16 protein-coding genes and 2 pseudogenes are annotated in these 20,184 nt (G+C 55.7%); 12 read left to right on the top strand and 6 right to left on the bottom strand.

The window, feature by feature from the left end; translation table 11 throughout:
- Window positions 1-50 precede the first annotated feature (50 nt).
- A complete protein-coding gene (locus tag G7064_RS15220) occupies window positions 51-1,100 on the bottom strand; it encodes a FecR family protein (RefSeq protein WP_166074256.1) in 1,050 nt (349 codons plus the stop codon).
- Between the two features lie 141 nt (window positions 1,101-1,241).
- Window positions 1,242-1,841 (bottom strand): RNA polymerase sigma-70 factor, encoded by a 600-nt coding sequence (locus G7064_RS15215; protein WP_166074255.1) that lies wholly within the window; start codon window positions 1,839-1,841, stop codon window positions 1,242-1,244.
- Between the two features lie 240 nt (window positions 1,842-2,081).
- On the opposite strand from G7064_RS15215, the gene nfi reads away from it, so the two are divergent.
- Window positions 2,082-2,759 (top strand): deoxyribonuclease V, encoded by a 678-nt coding sequence (gene nfi / locus G7064_RS15210; protein WP_166074254.1) that lies wholly within the window; start codon window positions 2,082-2,084, stop codon window positions 2,757-2,759.
- A gap of 152 nt (window positions 2,760-2,911) precedes the next feature.
- Here the strand turns inward: nfi and G7064_RS15205 are convergent, their stop codons facing one another.
- Window positions 2,912-3,832 (bottom strand): glutamate--tRNA ligase family protein, encoded by a 921-nt coding sequence (locus G7064_RS15205; RefSeq protein ID WP_166074253.1) that lies wholly within the window; start codon window positions 3,830-3,832, stop codon window positions 2,912-2,914.
- A 120-nt stretch (window positions 3,833-3,952) separates the two neighbouring features.
- Between G7064_RS15205 and G7064_RS15200 the strand changes: the two genes are divergently transcribed.
- From G7064_RS15200 to G7064_RS15185, 4 genes are all read left to right on the top strand, one after another.
- Window positions 3,953-5,005, top strand: coding sequence for an MBL fold metallo-hydrolase (locus G7064_RS15200; protein WP_166074252.1), 1,053 nt, complete (start codon window positions 3,953-3,955; stop codon window positions 5,003-5,005).
- 111 nt (window positions 5,006-5,116) lie between these two features.
- Window positions 5,117-6,631 carry an OmpA family protein gene (locus G7064_RS23105; protein WP_166074251.1) on the top strand — a complete coding sequence of 505 codons (1,515 nt, stop codon included), beginning with the start codon at window positions 5,117-5,119 and terminating at the stop codon, window positions 6,629-6,631.
- Between the two features lie 414 nt (window positions 6,632-7,045).
- Window positions 7,046-8,293 carry an efflux RND transporter periplasmic adaptor subunit gene (locus G7064_RS15190; protein WP_166074250.1) on the top strand — a complete coding sequence of 416 codons (1,248 nt, stop codon included), beginning with the start codon at window positions 7,046-7,048 and terminating at the stop codon, window positions 8,291-8,293.
- 68 nt (window positions 8,294-8,361) lie between these two features.
- Entirely contained in the window at window positions 8,362-9,783 is a 1,422-nt protein-coding gene (locus tag G7064_RS15185) for a TolC family protein (protein ID WP_240935519.1), read from the top strand.
- A 117-nt stretch (window positions 9,784-9,900) separates the two neighbouring features.
- On the opposite strand, the gene G7064_RS15180 is transcribed toward G7064_RS15185, so the two are convergent.
- A complete protein-coding gene (locus tag G7064_RS15180) occupies window positions 9,901-10,296 on the bottom strand; it encodes a YybH family protein (RefSeq protein ID WP_166074249.1) in 396 nt (131 codons plus the stop codon).
- 410 nt (window positions 10,297-10,706) lie between these two features.
- Between G7064_RS15180 and G7064_RS15175 the strand changes: the two are divergent.
- From G7064_RS15175 to G7064_RS15155, 7 genes and pseudogenes are all read left to right on the top strand, one after another.
- Window positions 10,707-11,374 (top strand): annotated as a pseudogene (locus G7064_RS15175) (ABC transporter ATP-binding protein).
- Window positions 11,375-11,522: 148 nt separating this feature from the next.
- Window positions 11,523-11,741: a hypothetical protein gene (locus G7064_RS22465; protein WP_240935518.1), complete on the top strand. Its 219-nt coding sequence runs from the start codon at window positions 11,523-11,525 to the stop codon at window positions 11,739-11,741.
- 77 nt (window positions 11,742-11,818) lie between these two features.
- Window positions 11,819-12,769 (top strand): ABC transporter permease, encoded by a 951-nt coding sequence (locus G7064_RS15170; RefSeq protein ID WP_240935517.1) that lies wholly within the window; start codon window positions 11,819-11,821, stop codon window positions 12,767-12,769.
- Between the two features lie 26 nt (window positions 12,770-12,795).
- Entirely contained in the window at window positions 12,796-13,995 is a 1,200-nt protein-coding gene (locus G7064_RS15165) for an ABC transporter permease (protein ID WP_166074248.1), read from the top strand.
- 104 nt (window positions 13,996-14,099) lie between these two features.
- A pseudogene (locus tag G7064_RS15160) lies at window positions 14,100-15,020 on the top strand (sigma-54 factor interaction domain-containing protein); the annotation flags it as partial.
- A gap of 254 nt (window positions 15,021-15,274) precedes the next feature.
- Entirely contained in the window at window positions 15,275-15,481 is a 207-nt protein-coding gene (locus tag G7064_RS23290) for a helix-turn-helix domain-containing protein (protein WP_410505554.1), read from the top strand.
- A gap of 426 nt (window positions 15,482-15,907) precedes the next feature.
- The gene (locus G7064_RS15155; protein WP_166074247.1) at window positions 15,908-17,209 is read left to right on the top strand and encodes a sensor histidine kinase; all 1,302 of its coding nucleotides are present in this window, start codon (window positions 15,908-15,910) and stop codon (window positions 17,207-17,209) included.
- Here the strand turns inward: G7064_RS15155 and G7064_RS15150 are convergent, their stop codons facing one another.
- Both G7064_RS15150 and G7064_RS15145 read right to left on the bottom strand, forming a co-directional pair.
- Window positions 17,210-18,016 carry a hypothetical protein gene (locus G7064_RS15150; RefSeq protein ID WP_166074245.1) on the bottom strand — a complete coding sequence of 269 codons (807 nt, stop codon included), beginning with the start codon at window positions 18,014-18,016 and terminating at the stop codon, window positions 17,210-17,212.
- Window positions 17,956-20,172, bottom strand: coding sequence for a DUF2723 domain-containing protein (locus G7064_RS15145; protein ID WP_166074244.1), 2,217 nt, complete (start codon window positions 20,170-20,172; stop codon window positions 17,956-17,958). The genes G7064_RS15150 and G7064_RS15145 overlap by 61 nt, the downstream gene beginning before the upstream one ends.
- Between the last annotated feature and the right edge of the window lie 12 nt (window positions 20,173-20,184).

Here is a 20,184-nt window from a genome sequence, read left to right as displayed (position 1 = left end):
CTTTTAATCAGACCCTTATTCAAAATATACCTGATGCTAATCCATAGAAATTAGCCCCCCAGCGGTTGCTGGCAGCCCTTGCTATGCAGAATAATCTGCGCATCCGATAGGCTGTAGTAAGCATCCAGCGACTTACATAGGAGGCCCAGTTTTTCGAATAAGGGCTCCTCGTAGAAGGTAATGCTGACGGTGCAGCCGGCTAGCATTTCCTTATCATACACGATGTCAACCCCGTAGGCCTTTTCCAGAGCCTGCAACACTTCCGCCACGGGGCGCTCCTCAAACTCGAATGACTGGGGCGCCAGCACAACGGGCTTATCTACCAGCTCCTTTTTCAACCGCTGGCTAGAAGCAGAATACACTACCTGTTGATTAGGCAGTAGCAACACGCTCGGGGCCGACACCAACGCCGAAGCAGTATCAGAAGCAGCCGGTTTGCGGGCCTGCACAGCCACTTTTCCTTCGCGCACGGCCACGGAAGCCACTTTGCTGTCGGCGTAGGCTTTTACTCTGAAGCTGGTTCCCAGCACGGTGGTTACCACTTGGCGGGTGAAAACCAGAAAGGGACGAGCGGGATTTTTACTGACTTTGAAGAATGCTTCGCCTTGGAGATAAACCTGGCGCTTGGGGCCCGCAAAAGCAGTAGAATACCGCAGGCTACTCCCCGGGTGCAGCTCAATCCGGCTCATATCCGGCAGTTGAAACTCCTGCACTTGCTGGGTATTGTTCCGGTGACGAGTCCAGCCATCTGCTGTCGCTACTATCTGCTGAGGCTCACGCACCTGAGACTCGGCAAACATCAGCAACAGCCCTACGCTGAGCGCAAACAATACCAACGCAGCCGCCCAACGCACCAGCGGCTTCTGCCAAAAAGTGGCCGGGTGCGGCACTACGCGGGTTTCAGAACTAGCGTTAACCTTAGTATGCTGGAGGCGCTGCCAAATAGCGTCTTCTATTTCTTCCTGATTCTGACTTAGCAGCATGCCGCCTTGCGCCTCATCCAGGCGGTTGTACCAGTGCTCTACCAACACTTTCTCGGCCGGCGTACAGCGGTCGTCGAGGTAGCGTTGGAGCAACGCTTGAAATTCGTCTTCAGTCACTGGGAAGGGGGTTTAGCGGGCTTCTACTTAACAAGTCAGCTAACTTGCCTGCACCCCTAAACTCACCTTGACTTTTTTTATAAAATCGGCCGAAATTTGCCCCCCGCCAGCGTCTATATAGCTGGTATTATGTGCTTTATCTTATTTTAGAAAAGCAACAAAAGACAGTGTGAGCATCAGAAAATCGCGCAGATAGCTCCGCAGAAGCTTCAGAGATTTGGTCAGGTGGTACTCCACTGACTTTTCCGACAGGTTTACCCGCACCGAAATTTCGGGCACAGTGCAGTGCTCTAGGCGGCTGAGCTCAAATATTTGCCGCGATTTTTCGGGCAGGTTTTCTACGCCAGCCATTAGTGCGGCGCTCAGGTCGTTGATAGCTAAGGCGTTCTCGGTGTTATCAGTACTCACCGAGTTGTGGAGTTGGCAATAAAACTCGTAGCCTGATTTCAGCTTTTGCGATTTTATATAGTTGATAATCCGGTACCGGATGGCCGAAAACAGGTACTGATCGAGCTGCTGAATTTGCATGGTGGCGCGGCGGCTCCACAGATCGGCCAGCAGGTCTTGCACCAACTCTTCCGCCTCTTCCCGCTGCTTGAGTTTCCGGTACGCCACCGTGAACAGCCGGAAGCAATACCGCTTGTAGACTTCCTCGAATGCGCCCTCATCATCTGTCCGCAATGCTTGCAGCAGATCGGCTTCTGTATAAGAGGCATACAAGCGAGCAGAAAAGGACTTCACAGAAATAAAAGGGGATAAACGGCTAAGCGGATTGTAAATATACTGCTTGACAATAGGTTGTTCACTGATACCGAAACCTCCTGCCACAACAGCCTAACCAATCAACGCATCAATTGATTAGGCAAGCGCCCACGATTTAGCTCGATGGTAAACAAAAAATTCAAGCCGAGTAGCTTTCGTTAGCTTTTCCAGCGGCCACCCGTACAAGGGAAATTTGCCCCCAGCCCACACTCCCACCCTATGTACCGCCCCTACCACCCGCCCGCCGACCCCATTGTAGTCCGCGACCTGACCCTACAGCAGGAGGAAATGCGCACCCGCGTGCGCCTGGAGCCCTTGGTCGCCGAACCGACGTTCATCGCTGGCTGCGACTCCTCGTTTCCGACCCCCGAAACCATTCTGTCGGTGTTTGTGCTGCTGCGCTACCCCTCGCTGGAGTTGGTGGAAAAGGTATATAACGTGGGGCCCGTAACGGTACCGTACGTGCCTGGATTTCTGGCCTTTCGCGAAGCACCGAACCTGTTGGAAGCCTATAAAAAGCTCCACCAAAAGCCCGACGTAATAATGGTAGACGGCCACGGCATTGCCCACAAGCGACGCATGGGCATTGCCGCCCACTTAGGCGTGCTGCTCGATATGCCCACTTTCGGGGTTGCTAAAAGCCTTCTCACCGGCCGTTACGAGGAACCTGCTGCTACTGCCGGCAGCCTGTCGCCGCTGCTCGACAAAGGCGAAGTAATTGGCGAAGTACTGCGCACGAAAGACAAAGTGCTGCCCGTATTTGTCAGCCCCGGTCACCGCTGCGACCAAGCCACTGCTACGCGCCTGGCCAAAGCCTGCACCCGCGGCTATAAATTACCGGAGCCAACACGCTTAGCTGACCATTGGGCAGAGCAGTTCAAAAAGGAGATTCGCTAAGCTTCCCACTAGCCCGTCATGCAGAGCGGAGCGAAGCATCTCGCGTGCTGACGCAAGATTACTACTCTACCATCAGCACGCGAGATGCTTCGCTTCCGCTCGGCATGACCGCCTTGTTTAGATTACAACCCAATCTATGGATCTGCATTTAGCTACTTTTTGCTCTTTATTTCGAACTCAGCAAACGCTTGCTGCAAAGTGTCTAACGATTCACCAGCAGTTTCTGGCAGAGCCAGCAACTCCGCTACGGCGGCGTAAACTACTCGCGGTGAGTGGCTAGCGCCTAAGATTCCCCGGTCTAGGGGCTGCTGTTGCGACTTGGACAATTTTTGCCCCTCAGCACCGGAAAGCAAGGCATGATGGATGAACTGCGTGTGCGCAAAGCGGGCTGTGGTTGGCAATTGAGAAGCTAAAAAAAGCTGTGCGGCAGTGCTCGGCAACAGGTCCTCGCCCCGAACAATAAGCGTAGTACCGAGGCGCAGATCATCGACTAAAGAAGCCACCTGATAAGCCGGTAGCCCGTCTTTTTTACGCACGACAAAGTCGCCCATTGTAGCCGCCAAATCTAACCATAAGGGGCCGCGCCACCCATCGACGACAGCAACCGGAGTGACCGGTACGCGCACGCGCCAGGCGGCGCCAGGCGTGGCGAATGTAGCTTGGCAGCTTCGGCAGCCGCTTTTATCAGAAGGAGAACCGGGGGGCAAATTACTGGTGCGCGAGCACGTACAGGCATAAATTAACCCCGGCTCTGTGCGCAGATCATCGAGCAGCGCCTGGTAGTCGGCCAGATAATGGAGCTGCGAATAGTGCTCTTCGAATTCCTTTGAATTACGAGGGCCGGTGTCATAATCCAGGCCAAGCCAGCGGATAGTCGCAAAGATATTTTCCAGATACGCCGGGCGCAGGCGGGCACGGTCGAGGTCGTCGATACGTAGGTGCAGCGTGCCGCCGGCCCGGCGCACGAACAGCCACGTGAGCACAAAATTGACCGCGTTGCCTAGGTGCAAATACCCGCTGGGCGTAGGGGCCAAACGACTGCGCACAAAACCAAGGGAAACCACATCAGCCATGTTGGGTGGCAAATTACGCACCGCGGGCTATTTGGACGGCTAGCCAAGACCGGGACTCTGGGCAAACCCAAAACCTTTGACGAGCTAGCCGGTAAAACGAGGAGCTTTTTTCCCTGCCATATGCTGCGTCGCTACTTATTCTGGGCTCTGGGCCTACTTGTATTGCTGGCCGCGGGTGGCCTTGTGGTAGGCTGCTCCATCTCCGCTCCCAAATACCGGGGCTCCGTTTCCGACCACTTCAATGGCGAGACTTTCGTAAATGCTGGCGGCGTAAAGGCCCAGGAAGGCATGGGCCCTTTGCTGAAATGGATGCTCAACCGCGACAAAGGCGAGTGGCCTGAGCAGTCAAATTTGCCCCCCGGACCCAAGCCGCCCACCCGCGTAGGCCGCGGTGAGATGCGGGTTACCTTCGTCAATCATGGCACTTTTCTGCTACAGTTTGATAGTCTGAATGTGCTGACCGACCCCATCTGGAGTGAGCGTACTAGCCCCTACCAGTGGATCGGTCCCAAGCGCCTGCGTCCACCGGGGCTGCGCTTCGACGATTTGCCCCCCATCGACGCCATCGTTATCAGCCACAACCACTACGACCACCTCGATGTAAGTACCCTGCGCCGCCTGGCCGCCCGCGACCAGCCGCGTATCTTCGTTGGGCTGGGCATCAAGGCCTTTTTAGATGAGGAGAAAATAGGCAACGTAACTGAGCTAGATTGGTGGCAAGCTTTGCCGCTCAGTTTCTCAGTAAAGCTCACTGCCGTGCCTGCCCAGCACTTTTCTGGCCGGGGCCTGCGCGACCGCGACGCCACGCTGTGGGCCGGTTGGGTCCTGGGCACTGGCCGCGGCAACCTCTATTATGCCGGCGACACGGGCTATGGGGCATTTTTCAAAGAAATAGGTCAGCGACTGGGACCCATTGAGTTAGCTATTCTGCCCATTGGCGCCTATCGGCCCGAGTGGTTTATGGCCCCCATTCACATCTCGCCCGCCCAAGCAGTGCAGGCCCACCAAGATTTGCGCGCTCGGCGCAGTATCGCCACTCACTTCGGCACCTTTCAGCTTGCCGATGATGGGTTGACCGAGCCTGTTACTGACTTGCGAGAAGCCTTACGCGCCCAGAATCTGGCCGACAGCGTGTTTCTGGTATTGCCGGAAGGCGCCGGCTGGACCCTGTAGTCAAGTATTGTGGTGAGCTAAGCTCAACAATTACGGAGATTGGAAACCCAATATAAGAATTAATAGTATATAGACTTAATTCAATAAAGCTCTCTGTTTTAACCCTACTTTGTGAGATTACTCCCTACTTTATCCAAATTACTGCTTTCGGGCGCAGCGCTGCTGGCGGCAGCTTCTGAGGGCCATGCGCAAAGCGCAGACCGCAAGACCGGCATTAGCCTTTACGGCAGCACCCTGCAATACCACGGCGACCTGGGCTCGGAGTGGTTCAAGTCCAACAAGATTGAAGGCGGCGGCGGCATCACCCTCTCGCGCTATATCACGCCCGGCCTCGACATTGGCATCGCCGCCAACTACGGCGACATGAAGTTCTCCACCAAGACGTTCAAAGCCATTGATGATTTCCCCCCCGCTATCCGTCGTTTCGACGCGAACGTGACTACAATTGGGGTGCCCATCAAGTTCAAGCTCAACAACGGCTGGGCCTTGAAAGAGGACGCCGTATTTGCTCCCTACCTGAGCCTGGCGCCAGGTCTGATGATTGCCTCCTCCGATAAGTTCTCCAACGTAGGCGGGGGCGAGCAGCTGCTCGGCAACCGCGACCACTACGCGGCTTACATCCAAGGTAATGCCGGCATCACCCTGAACTTCTCGCCTTCCTTCGGCATTTTCGTGCAGACGGGCCAGATCTATGCCACTACCAACACAATTGACAACGTAGACGGCGGCGACCTGAATGACCGCTACCTCCAGCACTCGGCCGGTATTACGGTGAATATGGGCAGAGCGAAAGATGAAGATGGCGACGGCATTGCCGACCGCAAGGATAAGTGCCCCGCCACTCCTGCTGGTGTGGCCGTAGATGCCAATGGCTGCCCTATTGATGGCGACGGCGACGGTGTACCGGATTATCAGGATAAATGTCCGGCTGAAAAAGGCCTGGCTGCCCTCGAAGGCTGCCCCGACCGTGATGGCGATGGCGTGCGCGACGCCGACGACAAGTGCCCGGATACAGCTGGCAAAGCCGAGCTGCAAGGCTGCCCCGATGCCGACAATGATGGTGTAACCGACGCCAACGACAAGTGCCCTGACACGCCTGCCAATGTGAAAGTAGACGCCATTGGCTGCCCTGTTGACTCAGATGGCGATGGTGTGCCCGACTTTCAGGATCGTTGCCCCAACTCAGCGGGTCCAGCCTCGAACAGAGGCTGTCCAGAGATTAAAGTCGAAACCAAGAAGCGCTTGGAGGCTGCCACTAAGTTCATCCAGTTTGAGTTGAACAAGGCCGTTCTCAAGCCAACTTCTTATCCTACACTCGAAGATTTAGTGATAGTGCTCAATGAGTATCCTGACTATATCCTGAGCATTGCCGGCCACACAGACAGCCAAGGTAGCGATGCTTACAACCTGAAGCTTTCCGACGACCGCGCTGCCGCTGCCCGCACCTACATGCTGACAAAAGGTATTCCCGCGGAGCGGATTGAATCACGTGGCTACGGTGAAAGCAAGCCTATCACCACCAATGCTACCGCCGCCGGCCGCGCCCTCAACCGTCGCGTTGAGTTCGACCTCGTTTTGCCACAAGAGGCTAGCGAAACGCCTAAGCCTGAAGGCGAGCAGAAATAAGCCCCCCAGGCAATAGGAATTGCGCAAAAAGCGGCAAGCCACACGGCTTGCCGCTTTTTTGTTGCTCGAACTTTAAGCTCCCTCCTCCTACGACGATTCTGCGCAGTGAGTAGAGAAGAAAGCCGAAGTAGCCGAGGCTGGTGTTGAGGTCGTTGTTTGGTTGTTTGGGGGGCAATTAATTGAGTATTAGCAACGCCAAGACACACAAATAACGAGTCTCTGCATCGATCTGAGTAGTATTCTACACATCCGTTCATTGCAATTTTCAATACCGAACACTCTGTCCAATAATGGACACCTTATCATCTGCTTACTACTTCCTGATTTATATTAAATCATTCATTAGTAGATAGTTAGTCCGTTGGCACAGCGCTTGGCTACTTAGATAGAAAACCACCTCATTTCTATCTAAAAATGGACAGAGCTATTTCTCCCGCCACACAAAGCAAGCGCCGTCGCCGTACCTGGCTGCTAGCCGGACTCGTGGTGCTGGGAGTGGTGGTGGTGCTGGTTGCCTTTCGGGGAGTACTGAAGCCGAGCATCAACCGCCACGATATTCTCACAACCAAAGTCGAAATAGGCGATGTAGAAGCGGCACTAACGGCCACTGGCTTCGTGATTCCCGGACGCGAGGCCGTGATTACCAGTCCTATTCAATCGACGGTGCGCCGGGTGGTGGTCCCGGTGGGCAGCGCGATACAACCGGGCCAAACCATTCTGGAGCTAGACAAGGAGTTGACCAGCAGTGAGCTGGCCAAGCTACAGGATGGGCAGCTGCAAAACCGCAACAAGAGTACCCAACTTAACCTAACGATGGAGCGCACCCTGAACGACCTGCAAAGTCAGGCCCAGGTGCAGCAGGTCAAGATTCGGAGCCAGGAATCGACGCTCCGCGACGAAGAGCATTTGCTGAAAATAGGGAGCGGCACGGCCGAAAGCGTGCGGCAGGCTGAGCTAAATCTGCACCTAGCTAAGCTCGAGCTAAAGCGTCTGCAAGATCAGATTCGCAATCAGCGCCAGGCCAACGCGGCCGATACCCGCGAGCTGGGCTTCACCATGCAGATCCAGGACCGCAACATCACGGAGCTAGCCCGCAAGCTAGGCCAGGCCGACATCAGCGCCCAGCAGCCCGGCGTGCTGACGTGGGTGAATGAAGACATTGGCGCCACCGTGAACCAGGGCGACGTGCTGGCCCGCATAGCCGACCTGAGTAGCTTTCGGGTGCGCGCCACCATTGCCGATGCCTACGCGGAGGCACTGCACGTGGGCGACCCCGTAGTTGTGAGGGTAAACGACACGGACCTGCGCGGCAGCATCAGCGCCGTGAGCCCGGCTGTGGATAAGGGCGCAGTAACGTTTTATGCCAAGCTTGATGACAACCACCATCCCTTGCTGCGCTCCAACCTGCGCGTGGATGTGTATGTGGTAACCAAAGCGCATACGAAGGTGCTGCGCGTCAAAAACGGCCCTTTCTACCAAGGCGGTACTGAGCAGGCGGTGTTTGTGGTGCGAGGCGATAAAGCCGAGCGCCGCACAGTAACCTTCGGCGACAGCAACTTCGATTTCGTGCAGGTAACCAACGGCCTGCAACCCGGCGACGAGATTATCCTGACCGATATGAAGGATCGTGAAGAAACCCGTGAGCTAACCATCAAGCAATAACGCGCCATGCTACGCTCAAAAATGCCCCCAGAGCCCTACGTAACGGTCTGCGCGCCGCTGGTATTACCTTGTTGCTTGCCGTTGCTCCTACCGTCCACGCCCAGCAACAGCTCAGTCTTCCCCAGGTAATTGAGCTGGCTCTTGATCAATCGGCCGTGGCCCAGCAGGCCCAGACAAGCCGCGAAACCAGCTACTGGCGCTGGCGCACCTACCGCGCGGCCTACATGCCCCAGCTGTCGTTGCAGGGCACCGTTCCCGATTTCAGCCGAGTAATTGCCCCCGTTATTCAGCCCGACGGCACCACCGACTTTCGGGCCGTGCGCATCAACAACTCCAACCTGGCCGTGACGATGAGCCAGAACATTGGGCTCACTGGGGGGCAAATTTTCGTCAGTTCCGATGTGCAGCGCTTCGATGACTTCGACCGCAAGCAGCGGCGCTACAACACTACGCCCGCCATCATTGGACTCAGCCAACCTATCGGCGGCTACAACCGGCTGTATTGGGCCCGCCGCATTGAGCCGCTGCGCTACGAAGAATCGCAGCGGCAGTTTGTGGCCCAGCGCGAAAACATTGCCCAGCGCATAGCAGAGCTGTATTTTGATGTGTTGCAGCAGCAGGTAAATGCCGAAGTAGCGGGCCAGAACGTGCGCGCAAATGAGGAAATGCTGCGCATGGGCAAGGAGCGCTACCAGCTTGGCCGCCTGTCGCAGAACGACCTATTGCAGCTCGAAGTAAACCTCCTTACAGCCCGTCGTAACCAAGGTCAGGCCGTGCTGGATGCTCAAAATGCGGCCCTGGAACTGCAGAATTACACCAGCATTGGCGGCACTACCGTTTCCCTGCAAGTCCCTCCGGCCCCGGCGCTACTCGTGGTAGCGCCGGATAAAGCGCTGAACTTGGCCCGCCAACACCGCAGCGAGATGCTAACCTTTCAGCGTCAGCTGCTGCAAGCCGACAGCAGCGTGGCGGGGGCCAAAGGCACCACTGGTCTGCAAGCCAGCCTGACCGCTAATCTGGGCTACGTAAACCGCGCCGACCGTTTCCTCGACAGCTACCAAGATCCGCTGAACCAGCAGCAGGTACGACTGGCCTTCTCAATGCCGCTTGTGGATTGGGGCCGGCAGAAATCTATTATCAAAACCGCCGAGCTGACGCGCCAGCAGGTGCAGCGCAACGTGCAGCAAAGCCAGGCCACCTTCGAGCAAACGGTGCTGACGCAAGCGGCCCAACTAAGTACTTTAAGTGAGCAGCTGGCCCTGGCCGCTCGCGCCGATACGCTGGCCCAGCGCCGCTACGATATTGCCCGCGCCACCTACCAGGTAGGCCGCTATAGCCTCACTGATCTGAATATTGCCTTATCGGAGAAAGATCAGGCCAAGCGCGCCTACATCGTAGCGCTGCGGGCCGGCTGGGTAGCCTACTACCGCTTGCGGGCCCTTACGCTTTATGACTTTGAGCGGCAGCGCCCCTTAGTCGCGAACCCGTAATGAGGTAGTTAGCTCCGAGTAAGCCCCTACGGGGTGGGGATGGCCTGAGAACCAGTAGCTCTTCAGGCCATCCCCACCCCGTAGGGGCTTATTTTATCTAAACAATAACAGGTTGTCCTATTGGTTAGCCGCGGGCAAGTTAGTGTTCCAGATGTCCTGGTGAAGTCGCCATTGCCCCTCTTGCTCCTTCCACACCACGAGGTATTTGCCCTCATCCATCTGCTGCCCATCAGCACCAAACAGCGTGTAAGTCCCTAGTTCAATGGCCGTGTCCTGGAGCTCTTCTACTTCCCGGGTTTTCAGCTTTACTTTTTTGACACCCATATCTATGGCCCCTTGCCAAAAAGCCTGCACACCAGCTACGCCTTGAATTGGCTCCATACCTGTTGGAAGCACACTGCCATCAGGAGTATACAGGGCAGCTATAGCAGCGGCATCGCCCCGCTCAAAACCCGATTCAAACATGTCATTGGCACGCCGAATTTCGGCGCCGATGCTGGTGGTAGTAGGCATAAAGGTGGGATTTGGGTGAACTTGAATTATAAGTAATATATAAATTAATCTAAATAAAAAACAATGTGTTGCGATACTTATCTATCGGCTGACGAGCATTAATGCACAACTGCTTGCCAGAAGCGCACACGCGTCACCTCATATCCGAACACCTTGTCCATTTCTGGACACTATTTATGAAATCGTGACGCTTATTAATTCCTATAAAACATTGATAAACAATAGTTTATACCATTGGCATAGCGCTTGGCTATTAAGATAAGAACCGGACCTCCAATGCCTCATAACCGGACAGTACAGTCCCAATTCTATATCACCTCCGCTACACTTCACCTGCTTTTGCCATGAGCTCCACTGCCACACAGTCTCGTCCCTCTTCACCTTCGTCCACTTTTTCTACCGCGCCGCCCATGATTAAGCTCACCGACATTGAGAAAGTATACCAGACCAAAACCATCGAAACGGTGGCGCTGAACCGCGTGAATTTGAGCATCAATAAGGGTGAGTTCGTGTCGGTGATGGGGCCGTCGGGCTGCGGCAAGTCTACGCTGCTGAGCATCATTGGGCTGCTAGATGAGCCTACGGGGGGCATTTTAGAGCTGGATGGACGCCCCGTGAAGTCGTACTCCGACAAGGAATTGGCGCATCTGCGCAACCAGAAAATTGGCTTCGTATTTCAGAGCTATCATCTGATCAACGACCTCTCGGTGCTCGACAACGTAGAGTTGCCCTTGCTCTACCGCGCCGGCGTGGGGGCAAAGAGCGGCGCCAACGGGCCCACGAAGCCCTCGACAAAGTAGGCTTGAGTGCCCGCACTACGCACTTTCCCAGTCAACTTTCCGGCGGTCAGCGCCAGCGCGTAGCCATCGCCCGGGCCTTGGCCGGCCGCCCCGAAATCATCCTGGCCGACGAGCCTACCGGCAACCTTGACTCGGTGATGGGCGAGGAAATTATGGACTTGCTGCTGACGCTGAATCGGGAGGAAGGCACCACCATCGTGATGGTAACCCACGACGAGCATCAGGCGCTCAAAACGGAGCGGTTAATCCGCTTTTTCGACGGCAGTCAGGTTGGCTAACTGTCTGGCTTCTCTAAACATCGGTCATGTGGTGATGTGTGCTCTGGTAGTGGGCACCGTCAACCTCCGGCTCGGGTGGCCCGAATCTGCCTGGCCGCCTGCAGCCACTGCCACTTCTATTTGATGTTCATTTCTACTTAAGATACCCATGCTTCTCTCCTATCTAAAAATCGCCTGGAAGGTCTTGCTACGGCGCAAGTTTTTCACCTTTATCAGCCTGTTCGGCATCAGCTTTACGCTGATGGTGCTGCTGGTGATTGTAGCCATGTCCGACCACATTCAGGGTGCCCATGCGCCGGAGTCGCGCATTAAGCGCATGGCGTTTATCACGTTTTTGAGCCAGGGCTTTAAGGATGGGGGCAAATGAACACGCCGCCCAGCCCCTACTTTCTGGAGAAGTATGTGCGTTCGATGAAGACGCCCGAAAAAATAACTTTTTACTCCATGTTTAATTCCACGCCCAGCTACGTGGGCAACAAGAAGCTGGAGCTCGACCTCAAGTTTACCGACAACGTGTTCTGGGATGTGTTCGATTTCCACTTCCTCGACGGCAAGCCCTACAACGCCATCGACCTACGCGATGCCAACCGGGTGGTAGTTATTTCGGAAACCACGGCCCGCGAATACTTCGGCACGGCCGAGGGCGTGGTGGGCCGCATGATTGAAGTAGATCAGACCAAGTTTCGAGTGATGGGCGTGGTAAGCGACGTGCCGGTTCTGCGCTTCAACTCCTACGCTGAGGTGTGGGCCCCCATGACCACCACTAAGGCCGACATCCGCAACCCTTCTCTGGCGGGCGATTATTTCGCGGCGCTACTGGCCCCAGAAGGCACCGACCTGGAAACTATTGACGCGGAGTATCAGCAGGTGCTGAAGCGCGTGGTCAATCCTAACCCCGATATCAAGTCACTCAACACCCACGCCGACGGCTTGCTGGCCACGTTTACCCGCCAAATCTTAGGGCAGGGCGAGTCGGAATCATCCAAAATCACCATCTTCTACTTTATCATCTTTGGTCTGGCTTTGCTGTTCATGGCGTTGCCGGCGCTGAACCTGGTAAACATCAACCTGAGTCGGATCATGGATCGCAGCTCCGAAATAGGCGTGCGCAAAGCATTTGGCGCTACCAGCAATACGCTGGTAGGGCAATTTCTGATTGAGAATATCTTCCTGACGCTGCTGGGTGGGCTATTCGGGCTGCTGCTGGCGTACGTCGCCTTGGAGTTTATCAGCGACTCCAACTTCATTCCTTACGCCCAATTCACCCTGAATCTGCGGGTGTTTGCCTGGGCCCTGCTGGCGGTAGTGTTTTTTGGGGTGCTGTCGGGGGTGTATCCGGCCTTCAAAATGTCGAGAGTGCAGCCTATTCAAGCCCTGAAAGGCAGCACCAACTAATCGTATTTTCCTAGCCTCTTCCTCCCATGATACGTCATCTATTTACCCTGATCTGGAACCGTAAGCGGTCCAACATGCTGCTGATTGTAGAAATCGTGCTGTCGTTTTTCGTGCTCTTTGTGGTGAGCAGTCTGCTCGTGTATAACGTGTACTACTACCGCCAACCCATGGGCTTCGATTATCAGAATGTGTGGGAAATCAACCTGAACCCCGGTGCTGATACGACCGGTTACAACCAAAAGCTTCAGCTTACCATGCAGCGCTTAAAGGCCGCCAAAGGCGTGGTTGGCGTGAGCAAATCAGGTGCTAACACGCCCTTCTCCTTTAGCTCGATGAACGGCCACCTGCACTACAAAGGCAAGCAAAGCCCGATCACCAAAAACTACGACGCCGATGATGATTTTCGGGATGTGCTGAAGCTCAATGTGGTAGAAGGTCGCTGGTTTGACAAGCGCGATGTGGCCAGCACCCGCAAGCCAATTATTATCAACAACGCCTTCAAAAATGCCATGTTTCCGGGCGAGAAGGCTGTGGGCAAAATTTTGACCGACGCGAAAGGCGAAAATGAATCACAGGTGGTAGGCGTGGTAGACTACTACCGTTCATCCAATGATTTTGCTGAAGATGAGCCCCTCTACTTTCGGCGCAGAGCGCTGGACTACGACGCTACCACGATGAAACAACTATCCTATGAGCGGCCCGTCGTACTGGTGCGTGTGCAGCCAGGCAGCGGTGCCATACTGGAGCAGCAATTGATTAAAGAAATAGGTAGCGTGGCCAAGGGCTGGTCGGTGACGGTAAACTCCTTGGTCCAGAACCGCGTGACTCAACTGAAAGTCGTGCTCACGCCTCTCATCGTGCTGGGCTTCGTGTGCGGATTCCTGATTCTGAATGTGGGGCTGGGTCTGTTCGGGGTGCTTTGGTACAATATCAACCAGCGCAAAGCCGAGATTGGCCTACGGCGGGCCCTGGGAGCCACCGGCGCCGGCATTGGGGGGCAATTTTTAAGTGAAATGCTGGTTGTCACCACCTTGGGTGTGGTACTGGGCATGCTGCTAGCCGTACAATTTCCATTGCTAGGAGTCTTTGGTGTCGCATCGGGCATCTATTTGCAGGCTATGCTGCTGGCGACGCTTATCATCTTCGCACTCACGGCCATCTGCGCCTGGCAGCCTAGTCGCATTGCCGCTGGCATTCAGCCCGCTGTGTCGTTGCGCGAAGAATAAACCTGTGCCTGCCGCCGTGGCATTGCCTGGCTCCACAACAGGACTTGAACTGCCTTGGCACTTTCAAATCTCCGCCCGAACCTCGTTCTTCGCCTTTCTGCGCTATGATTTTGATTATTGATGACGATGTGGCCGTGCGCACCTCGTTGGGACTGTTGCTGAAGCAGGCTGGCTACCAAACCAAAGGGGTAGCCACGCCGGCCGAGGCGCTGCAAAGCTTGCAGGAGACGGCGCCCCAACTCATGCTCATGGATATGAACTTCTCACTCGACACGAGCGGGCAGGATGGGCTTGCCTTGCTGGGGCTGGTAAAGAAAATAGCCCCCCAGGTGCCTGTTATCCTGATTACGGGCTGGGGTTCTATCTCTTTGGCCGTGGAAGGCATCAAAACGGGCGCGGCAGAGTTTGTGACGAAGCCCTGGAATAATGACGCCCTGCTTCAAACGATTCGCACGATTCTGAGCTTACCGGATGCTTCGGCCAAAGAGGATACGCTCAGCCGGCGGGAGCTCGACAAGCGCTACGATTTTGCCAACATCGTCGGCACCGATCCGCAGCTCTTGCACTTATTGCGCAGCGTGGGCCAGGTAGCCGCCACCGATGCGTCGGTGCTTATTGAGGGCGAAAGCGGCACGGGCAAGGAGCTCATTGCGGAGGCCATTCACCGCAACAGTCACCGCCGCGACAAGCCCTTCGTAAAAGTGAACCTGGGGGCATTTCGGCCTCGTTGTTTGAGAGCGAGATGTTCGGGCACCGCCGGGGGGCTTTTACCGATGCCAAAGCCGACCGCGTGGGCCGCTTCGAACTAGCCAACAAAGGCACTATTTTCCTGGACGAAATCGGCGAGCTGGACCTGAGCAGCCAGGTAAAATTGTTGCGCGTACTCCAAGACCGCACCTACGAAGTACTCGGTGACAGTCGCCCCCGCACCCTCGATATCCGCGTGATTTGCGCCACCAATCGTAATCTGGCGGAGCTAGTGCGCGAGGGCCGCTTCCGCGAAGACTTATTCTACCGCATCAACCTGATCACCGTGCGCCTGCCCGCCCTGCGCGAGCGGCCCGATGATATTCCGCTGCTGGTCAATTTCTTTGTTCAGAACCTGCGCACTACCTACCACCGACCAGCGCTACGCATCAGTACAGCGGCTCTGCACTGGCTGCGCACACTGCCTCTGGCCGGCAATATTCGAGAGCTGAAAAACCTAGTCGAAAGGGCTGTATTAGTTAGCGGCAAAGACGAGCTAGGCCCCGAAGACTTCCAGGCGCACTTCCAAAAAATGCCCCCCAGAAGTACCGAGAACAACGAGTTGCCCCCCGTCGGCGCCATGACCCTCGATGAGCTAGAGTCGCAGATGATTCGTAAGTCGATGGAGCACTACAGCGGCAACGTGAGCCGCGTAGCCAAAGCCTTGGGACTAAGCCGGGGCGCTTTATACCGTCGCTTGGAGAAGTTCGGTATTCCGTATGATACGGCCGAAAAGTAAGAAGCGAAGAAAAGCCGGAGAGCTAAAACAAAACTAGAAAGCTAGTTCCCCTCCTCAGTTGAGGAGGGGTTAGGGGTGGTTGAGGGCGTTGCTGATGTTGTTTGGTTTATAAAAGCTCGCCATGCGGAGCGCAGCGAAGCATCTCGCGTGCAATGGTAATCTCAATGAAGCGGGAGAGATGTTTCGACAAGCGAAAGCCAGATTAAGCATGACCGTTAGCTTGGCAACGACCGCGAGCGAGATGCTTCGCTGCGCTCTGCATGACGGGCTTTTGGTATTGTTCACACTAAGCAACGACCTCAATCACCCTAACGGCGCCGTTGGCGCCGCATCCCCACTCTGCCTAACGCGCAGAATCACCTGCTGAGGGGAGCTTGTTCTAATTTCCTATTTCTCTAGCTTGGCGTTCGATTTTCTGCTTCTTCTATGACCCTGCGCGTCAAATTCCTACTTTTTGTAGTCATCATTCACGGGGTTTTGATTGTGCTGGCCGCGCAGTATATCCGCACGAACACTGAGCTGTTTTTGGCCACGGAGGTGCTACTCATCGTTTCTATTGTGCTTACCACGCAGCTGTACCGCGGGTTTGTGCGGCCGTTTCAACTCATTGCGGCCGGTACGGAGGCCATTAGGGCCAAAGATTTCTCCATGAAATTTGTGCCTGTTGGCCAGCGCGAAATGGACCAGCTCATCGATGTTTACAATCACATGATTGACGAGCTGCGTCAGGAACGCGTAGCGCAGCATGAGAAAAGCTTTCTGCTGGAACGCCTGATTCAGGCTTCGCCAGCGGGCATTCTCATTCTAGATTTCGATGGCAAAATAGAAGCTGCCAATACCGCTGCCGAGCGATTTCTCGGACAAACTACCCCGGAGCTACTCGGCCAACGTCCCACCGACCTGGCTGGCGACTGGGGGGCTTTTTTGAGCCAGCTGAAGCCAAATGAACCCCAAGTGATTCAGCTGTCGGGGCTGCAAACCTACCGCGCCTCCACGGCTCACTTTCTAGACAGGGGCTTCGTACGCTATTTTATTTTGTTGGAAGAGCTGACCCAAGCGCTCATCCGGCAGGAGAAGCAGGCGTATGAAAAGCTGATCCGAATGATGAGCCACGAAATCAATAACTCCATTGGTGCCATCAATTCCATCCTGCAAAGCTTCCACCACTACGCCCCCCAGCTAGCTCCCACCGACCGTCCCGATTTTAGCGAAGCCCTCGACGTTTCTATTGCCCGCAATACACACTTAGCCAATTTTATAGCCAGCTTTGCTAACCTCGTGCGCCTGCCCGTGCCCACCCGGCGCCCCTGCGACATACACGCGCTACTGCACGATATTCACCGCTTGATGCACGTACCTAGCGAGCGGCGCCACGTCACTTGGCACTGGGATTTGGCCCCCGAGCCGCTCCGCGCCGACCTTGATGCGCAACAGCTCGAGCAGGTGCTTATCAATATTACCAAAAACGCCCTCGAATCCATCGGCGAGCATGGCACCATCACTATTCGCACCCGCTTGCAGCCGCCGTTGCTGCAAATTGAGGATGACGGGCCAGGCATCGCGCCGGAGGTGCAACGCCGCTTGTTCACGCCGTTTTTCAGTACCAAGCGCGACGGTCAAGGCATCGGCCTGACCATGATTCGGGATATTCTACTCCAACACAGTTTCCGCTTTAGCCTCGAAACCGTGGGAGAGCGCCGGACGGTATTTAGCGTCTGGTTGAGTTAATTATCTGCCACCATACTGCTCCGCTAGTGCTACCACGCGGGCGGCACGCACTTGGTCACCAGTATCGGCAGCGGCTTGGTAAAGGCGCTGCAATGTCATTAGGTTGGTGCCTATTTCCTGCTCAAATAAAGCCTGCTCGTCGTGGGTGCTGTAGTACGCCAAGGCCTGCTGAGTGCGGCTGGTGAGCGTATCCATGATTTCGTTGGCGCGGGGCTTTTCGCCAGCCGCCGCGAGTGGCGCTACCAGCTCGGGCGTGTATAGGTCGTAGGGAATAGCAGCATCGGGCATTACTTGCAGGCAGCGCAGGGCTACTTCTTTCGCTTTCGCTACCTCCCCGGCCCGCAGATAGGCTTGGGCTAGCTGGCCGAATTTGTCGCGGTATTGGGCCAGCGTACGGCGGTTGATTTCGTCATAGAGCACGTCCGGATTATCGAGGTTACGATACGCGAATTTGTTCATCAGCGAATCGTACGTGAGCTGGCGGGCCACGTAGCCCACGTGCTGGGGTTTTGGATCGGGGTTGCGGCAGGGCAGAATGCGGTACGCCATGCCTTCGAGCTGTAAATAAGGCTCCAGCCCCATGCCTTCCTGCTGAGCCACGGCGTTGGCAAAATACACCGGCCGCTTCCAGTCATTGGTAGCCAAAATATCCAGAATTACCAGCTTGCTCTTATCCATGTACTGCTTGCCCACGCTCCACTCCATTCGGTCAACCAGCTGGCTTTCCCGCTCCTTGGGAATAATGCCTAAGCGCTTGATTTTATTCTTGTCAACAGGCAGATAAAACTGGTCGGACGGATACGACAATAGCTCCTGGCCACCTTGCGTCTGGACTTGCAGCAGGGGCTATTCTGCCGTACCAGCTGCATAAATTCCTGCACATTCACGGCCGGCACCGCCGGGTTGGCCACATAAGGCAAGTAGTCATTGGTGCCCGATTGGTAGCTGGTTTGGGGCAGCGTCAGGGCTACCGGCGCCGAGTCGTAGCTCTGGCGCCGAAGCTGCCCAATATGCCAGTCGGTGGGTAGGTATTGGAGCACGGCAATGCGCACGTCGCGGCGCACGCCTTCCACCTCCTGCGCGTACCAAAGCGGAAAGGTATCGTTATCGGCGAAAGTGATAAGAATGGCATTGGGAGCACAAGAATTGAGCAGGTTGTGGGCCGAGTCGGCGGCGCTGTAGCGGCCGGAGCGGTCATGGTCGTTCCAGCCTTCCACAGCCATGATGCCGGGCACTAATAAGCCCCCCACCATGGCCGTCGCCACCCGCAAATTGGGCGTACGCAGCAGATACCGCAGCACTTGGTGCAGCCCCAATACGCCCAAGCCAATCCAGATAGCGAAGGCGTAAAACGAGCCCACAAACGTATAATCCCGCTCCCGCGGCTCGATGGGCGGCTGGTTCAAATACAGCACAATAGCCACGCCAGTCAAGCCAAAGAGCAGCCCTAACACTAAGGCTTTGCGCCCGTCGCGCCGCACTTGATACACTAATCCTAAGCCGCCTAGCAGCAAAGGCAACAGCAAGAAGTTATTGCGGGCTTTGTTGTCGGCTAACAACTGGGGCAAGCCATCTTTGGTAGCGGTGGGCCACAAAGTACCGGCTTGCTGCACGTCGCTTTCTCGGCCCACAAAATTCCAGAGGAAATACCGCCAGTACATGTGGCCTAGCTGGTAGCGCAGCAGGAAGCTCAGGTTTTGGGCCATCGTAGGTTTCGCGTCTTCCTGCACATTTACCCACTTCTGATACTCGCTGATGTGGCCAGGGCGGTTGCTGTACAGGCGCGGCAGCAAGGTTTTATCCTCGGCGGCATACACGTTCTCAATGCGTCGCTCTAGCACGACGTATTTATCACCTTGACGCTCGTAGCGCGGCGCTCCTTCTATTTGGGCAATAGGCTGCGCATCGAACTGCGGGCCGTAAAGCAAGGGCCGGTCGCCGTACTGCTCGCGCTTGAGGTAGCTGACGAAGGAGAGCACGTCGTCGGGCTTGTTCTCGTCAATAGTCGGATTGAAACTCGAGCGAATCGGTACAATCAGGTAAGACGAGTAACCGATCAAAATAAACACGAAAGCCAACATAGCCGTGTTCATCACCTGATTGCGGGTGCGCGCCGCGTAGCGAAAGCCAAACCCGATGAGCGTTGCAAAAACAGCCAGAAAAATCAGCAAACCAGAGTTAAACGGCAGCCCCACGGAGTTCACAAAAAACACTTCGAAGTCACCGGCCAGGGATGGCAAGCCGGGAATAACACCGACCAAAATGCCCCCCAGAATAGCCCCGCTGACCACCAGCGTCAGCAACCCACCTTGCCAGGTAGGGTTGGCACTCCGGCGGAAATAATAGATAAACCCGAGCGCCGGCAAGGCCAGCAGATTGAGCAAATGCACGCCAATGGACAGCCCCACCGCGTAGGCAATCAGAATCAGCCACCGATCAGAATGGGGCTCATGAGCGCGGGCTTCCCACTTCAACATAGCCCACACCACGAAGGCCGTGCAAAGCGTGGACATGGCGTACACTTCGGCTTCCACCGCGTTGAACCAGAACGAATCGGAGAAGGCAAACGCCAGCGCACCTACGGCCCCCGCCCCCAAAATCAGCACCTTTTCCCCTGCTACAGGCTCCGTGCTGGGCGCTTGGCCTTGCACCAGTTTGCGCGCCAGCAGCGTGATAGTCCAGAATAGAAATAGCACCGTAAAGGCGCTACTCAAAGCCGAAACCCCATTTATCAGGCCTGCAACCAGCGTAGCATCACCGAAGGAAAACAACGAAAACACCCGGCCCAGCAGTAAAAACAGCGGCGCGCCCGGCGGGTGTGGCACCAGCAAATGATGGGCGCTGGCAATGAATTCGCTGGTATCCCAGAAGCTGGCCGTCGGCTCCAACGTGAGTATATACACCGTGAGGGCGCTGGCAAATAGCAGCCAGCCAAGCAGGTTATTCATCCGCTGGAAATTCATAGGCCGTGGGGG

The sequence above is a fragment of the Hymenobacter sp. HDW8 genome (assembly GCF_011305775.1).
GTDB classification, from domain to species: domain Bacteria; phylum Bacteroidota; class Bacteroidia; order Cytophagales; family Hymenobacteraceae; genus Hymenobacter; species Hymenobacter radiodurans.
The sequence above is the reverse complement of the archived record's forward strand: the minus strand, read 5'-3'. Positions and strand labels throughout refer to the sequence as shown.

Excerpts from the sequence above, each read along its gene's own strand:
- nfi (WP_166074254.1), top strand. The coding sequence starts at position 2,082 with ATGTACCGCCCCTACCACCCGCCCGCCGACCCCATTGTAGTCCGCGAC.
- G7064_RS15205 (WP_166074253.1), bottom strand. The coding sequence starts at position 3,832 with ATGGCTGATGTGGTTTCCCTTGGTTTTGTGCGCAGTCGTTTGGCCCCT.
- G7064_RS15200 (WP_166074252.1), top strand. The coding sequence starts at position 3,953 with ATGCTGCGTCGCTACTTATTCTGGGCTCTGGGCCTACTTGTATTGCTG.
- G7064_RS15190 (WP_166074250.1), top strand. The coding sequence starts at position 7,046 with ATGGACAGAGCTATTTCTCCCGCCACACAAAGCAAGCGCCGTCGCCGT.
- G7064_RS15180 (WP_166074249.1), bottom strand. The coding sequence starts at position 10,296 with ATGCCTACTACCACCAGCATCGGCGCCGAAATTCGGCGTGCCAATGAC.
- G7064_RS22465 (WP_240935518.1), top strand. The coding sequence starts at position 11,523 with ATGCTTCTCTCCTATCTAAAAATCGCCTGGAAGGTCTTGCTACGGCGC.
- G7064_RS15170 (WP_240935517.1), top strand. The coding sequence starts at position 11,819 with ATGTTTAATTCCACGCCCAGCTACGTGGGCAACAAGAAGCTGGAGCTC.
- G7064_RS15165 (WP_166074248.1), top strand. The coding sequence starts at position 12,796 with ATGATACGTCATCTATTTACCCTGATCTGGAACCGTAAGCGGTCCAAC.
- G7064_RS23290 (WP_410505554.1), top strand. The coding sequence starts at position 15,275 with ATGCCCCCCAGAAGTACCGAGAACAACGAGTTGCCCCCCGTCGGCGCC.
- G7064_RS15155 (WP_166074247.1), top strand. The coding sequence starts at position 15,908 with ATGACCCTGCGCGTCAAATTCCTACTTTTTGTAGTCATCATTCACGGG.
- G7064_RS15145 (WP_166074244.1), bottom strand. The coding sequence starts at position 20,172 with ATGAATTTCCAGCGGATGAATAACCTGCTTGGCTGGCTGCTATTTGCC.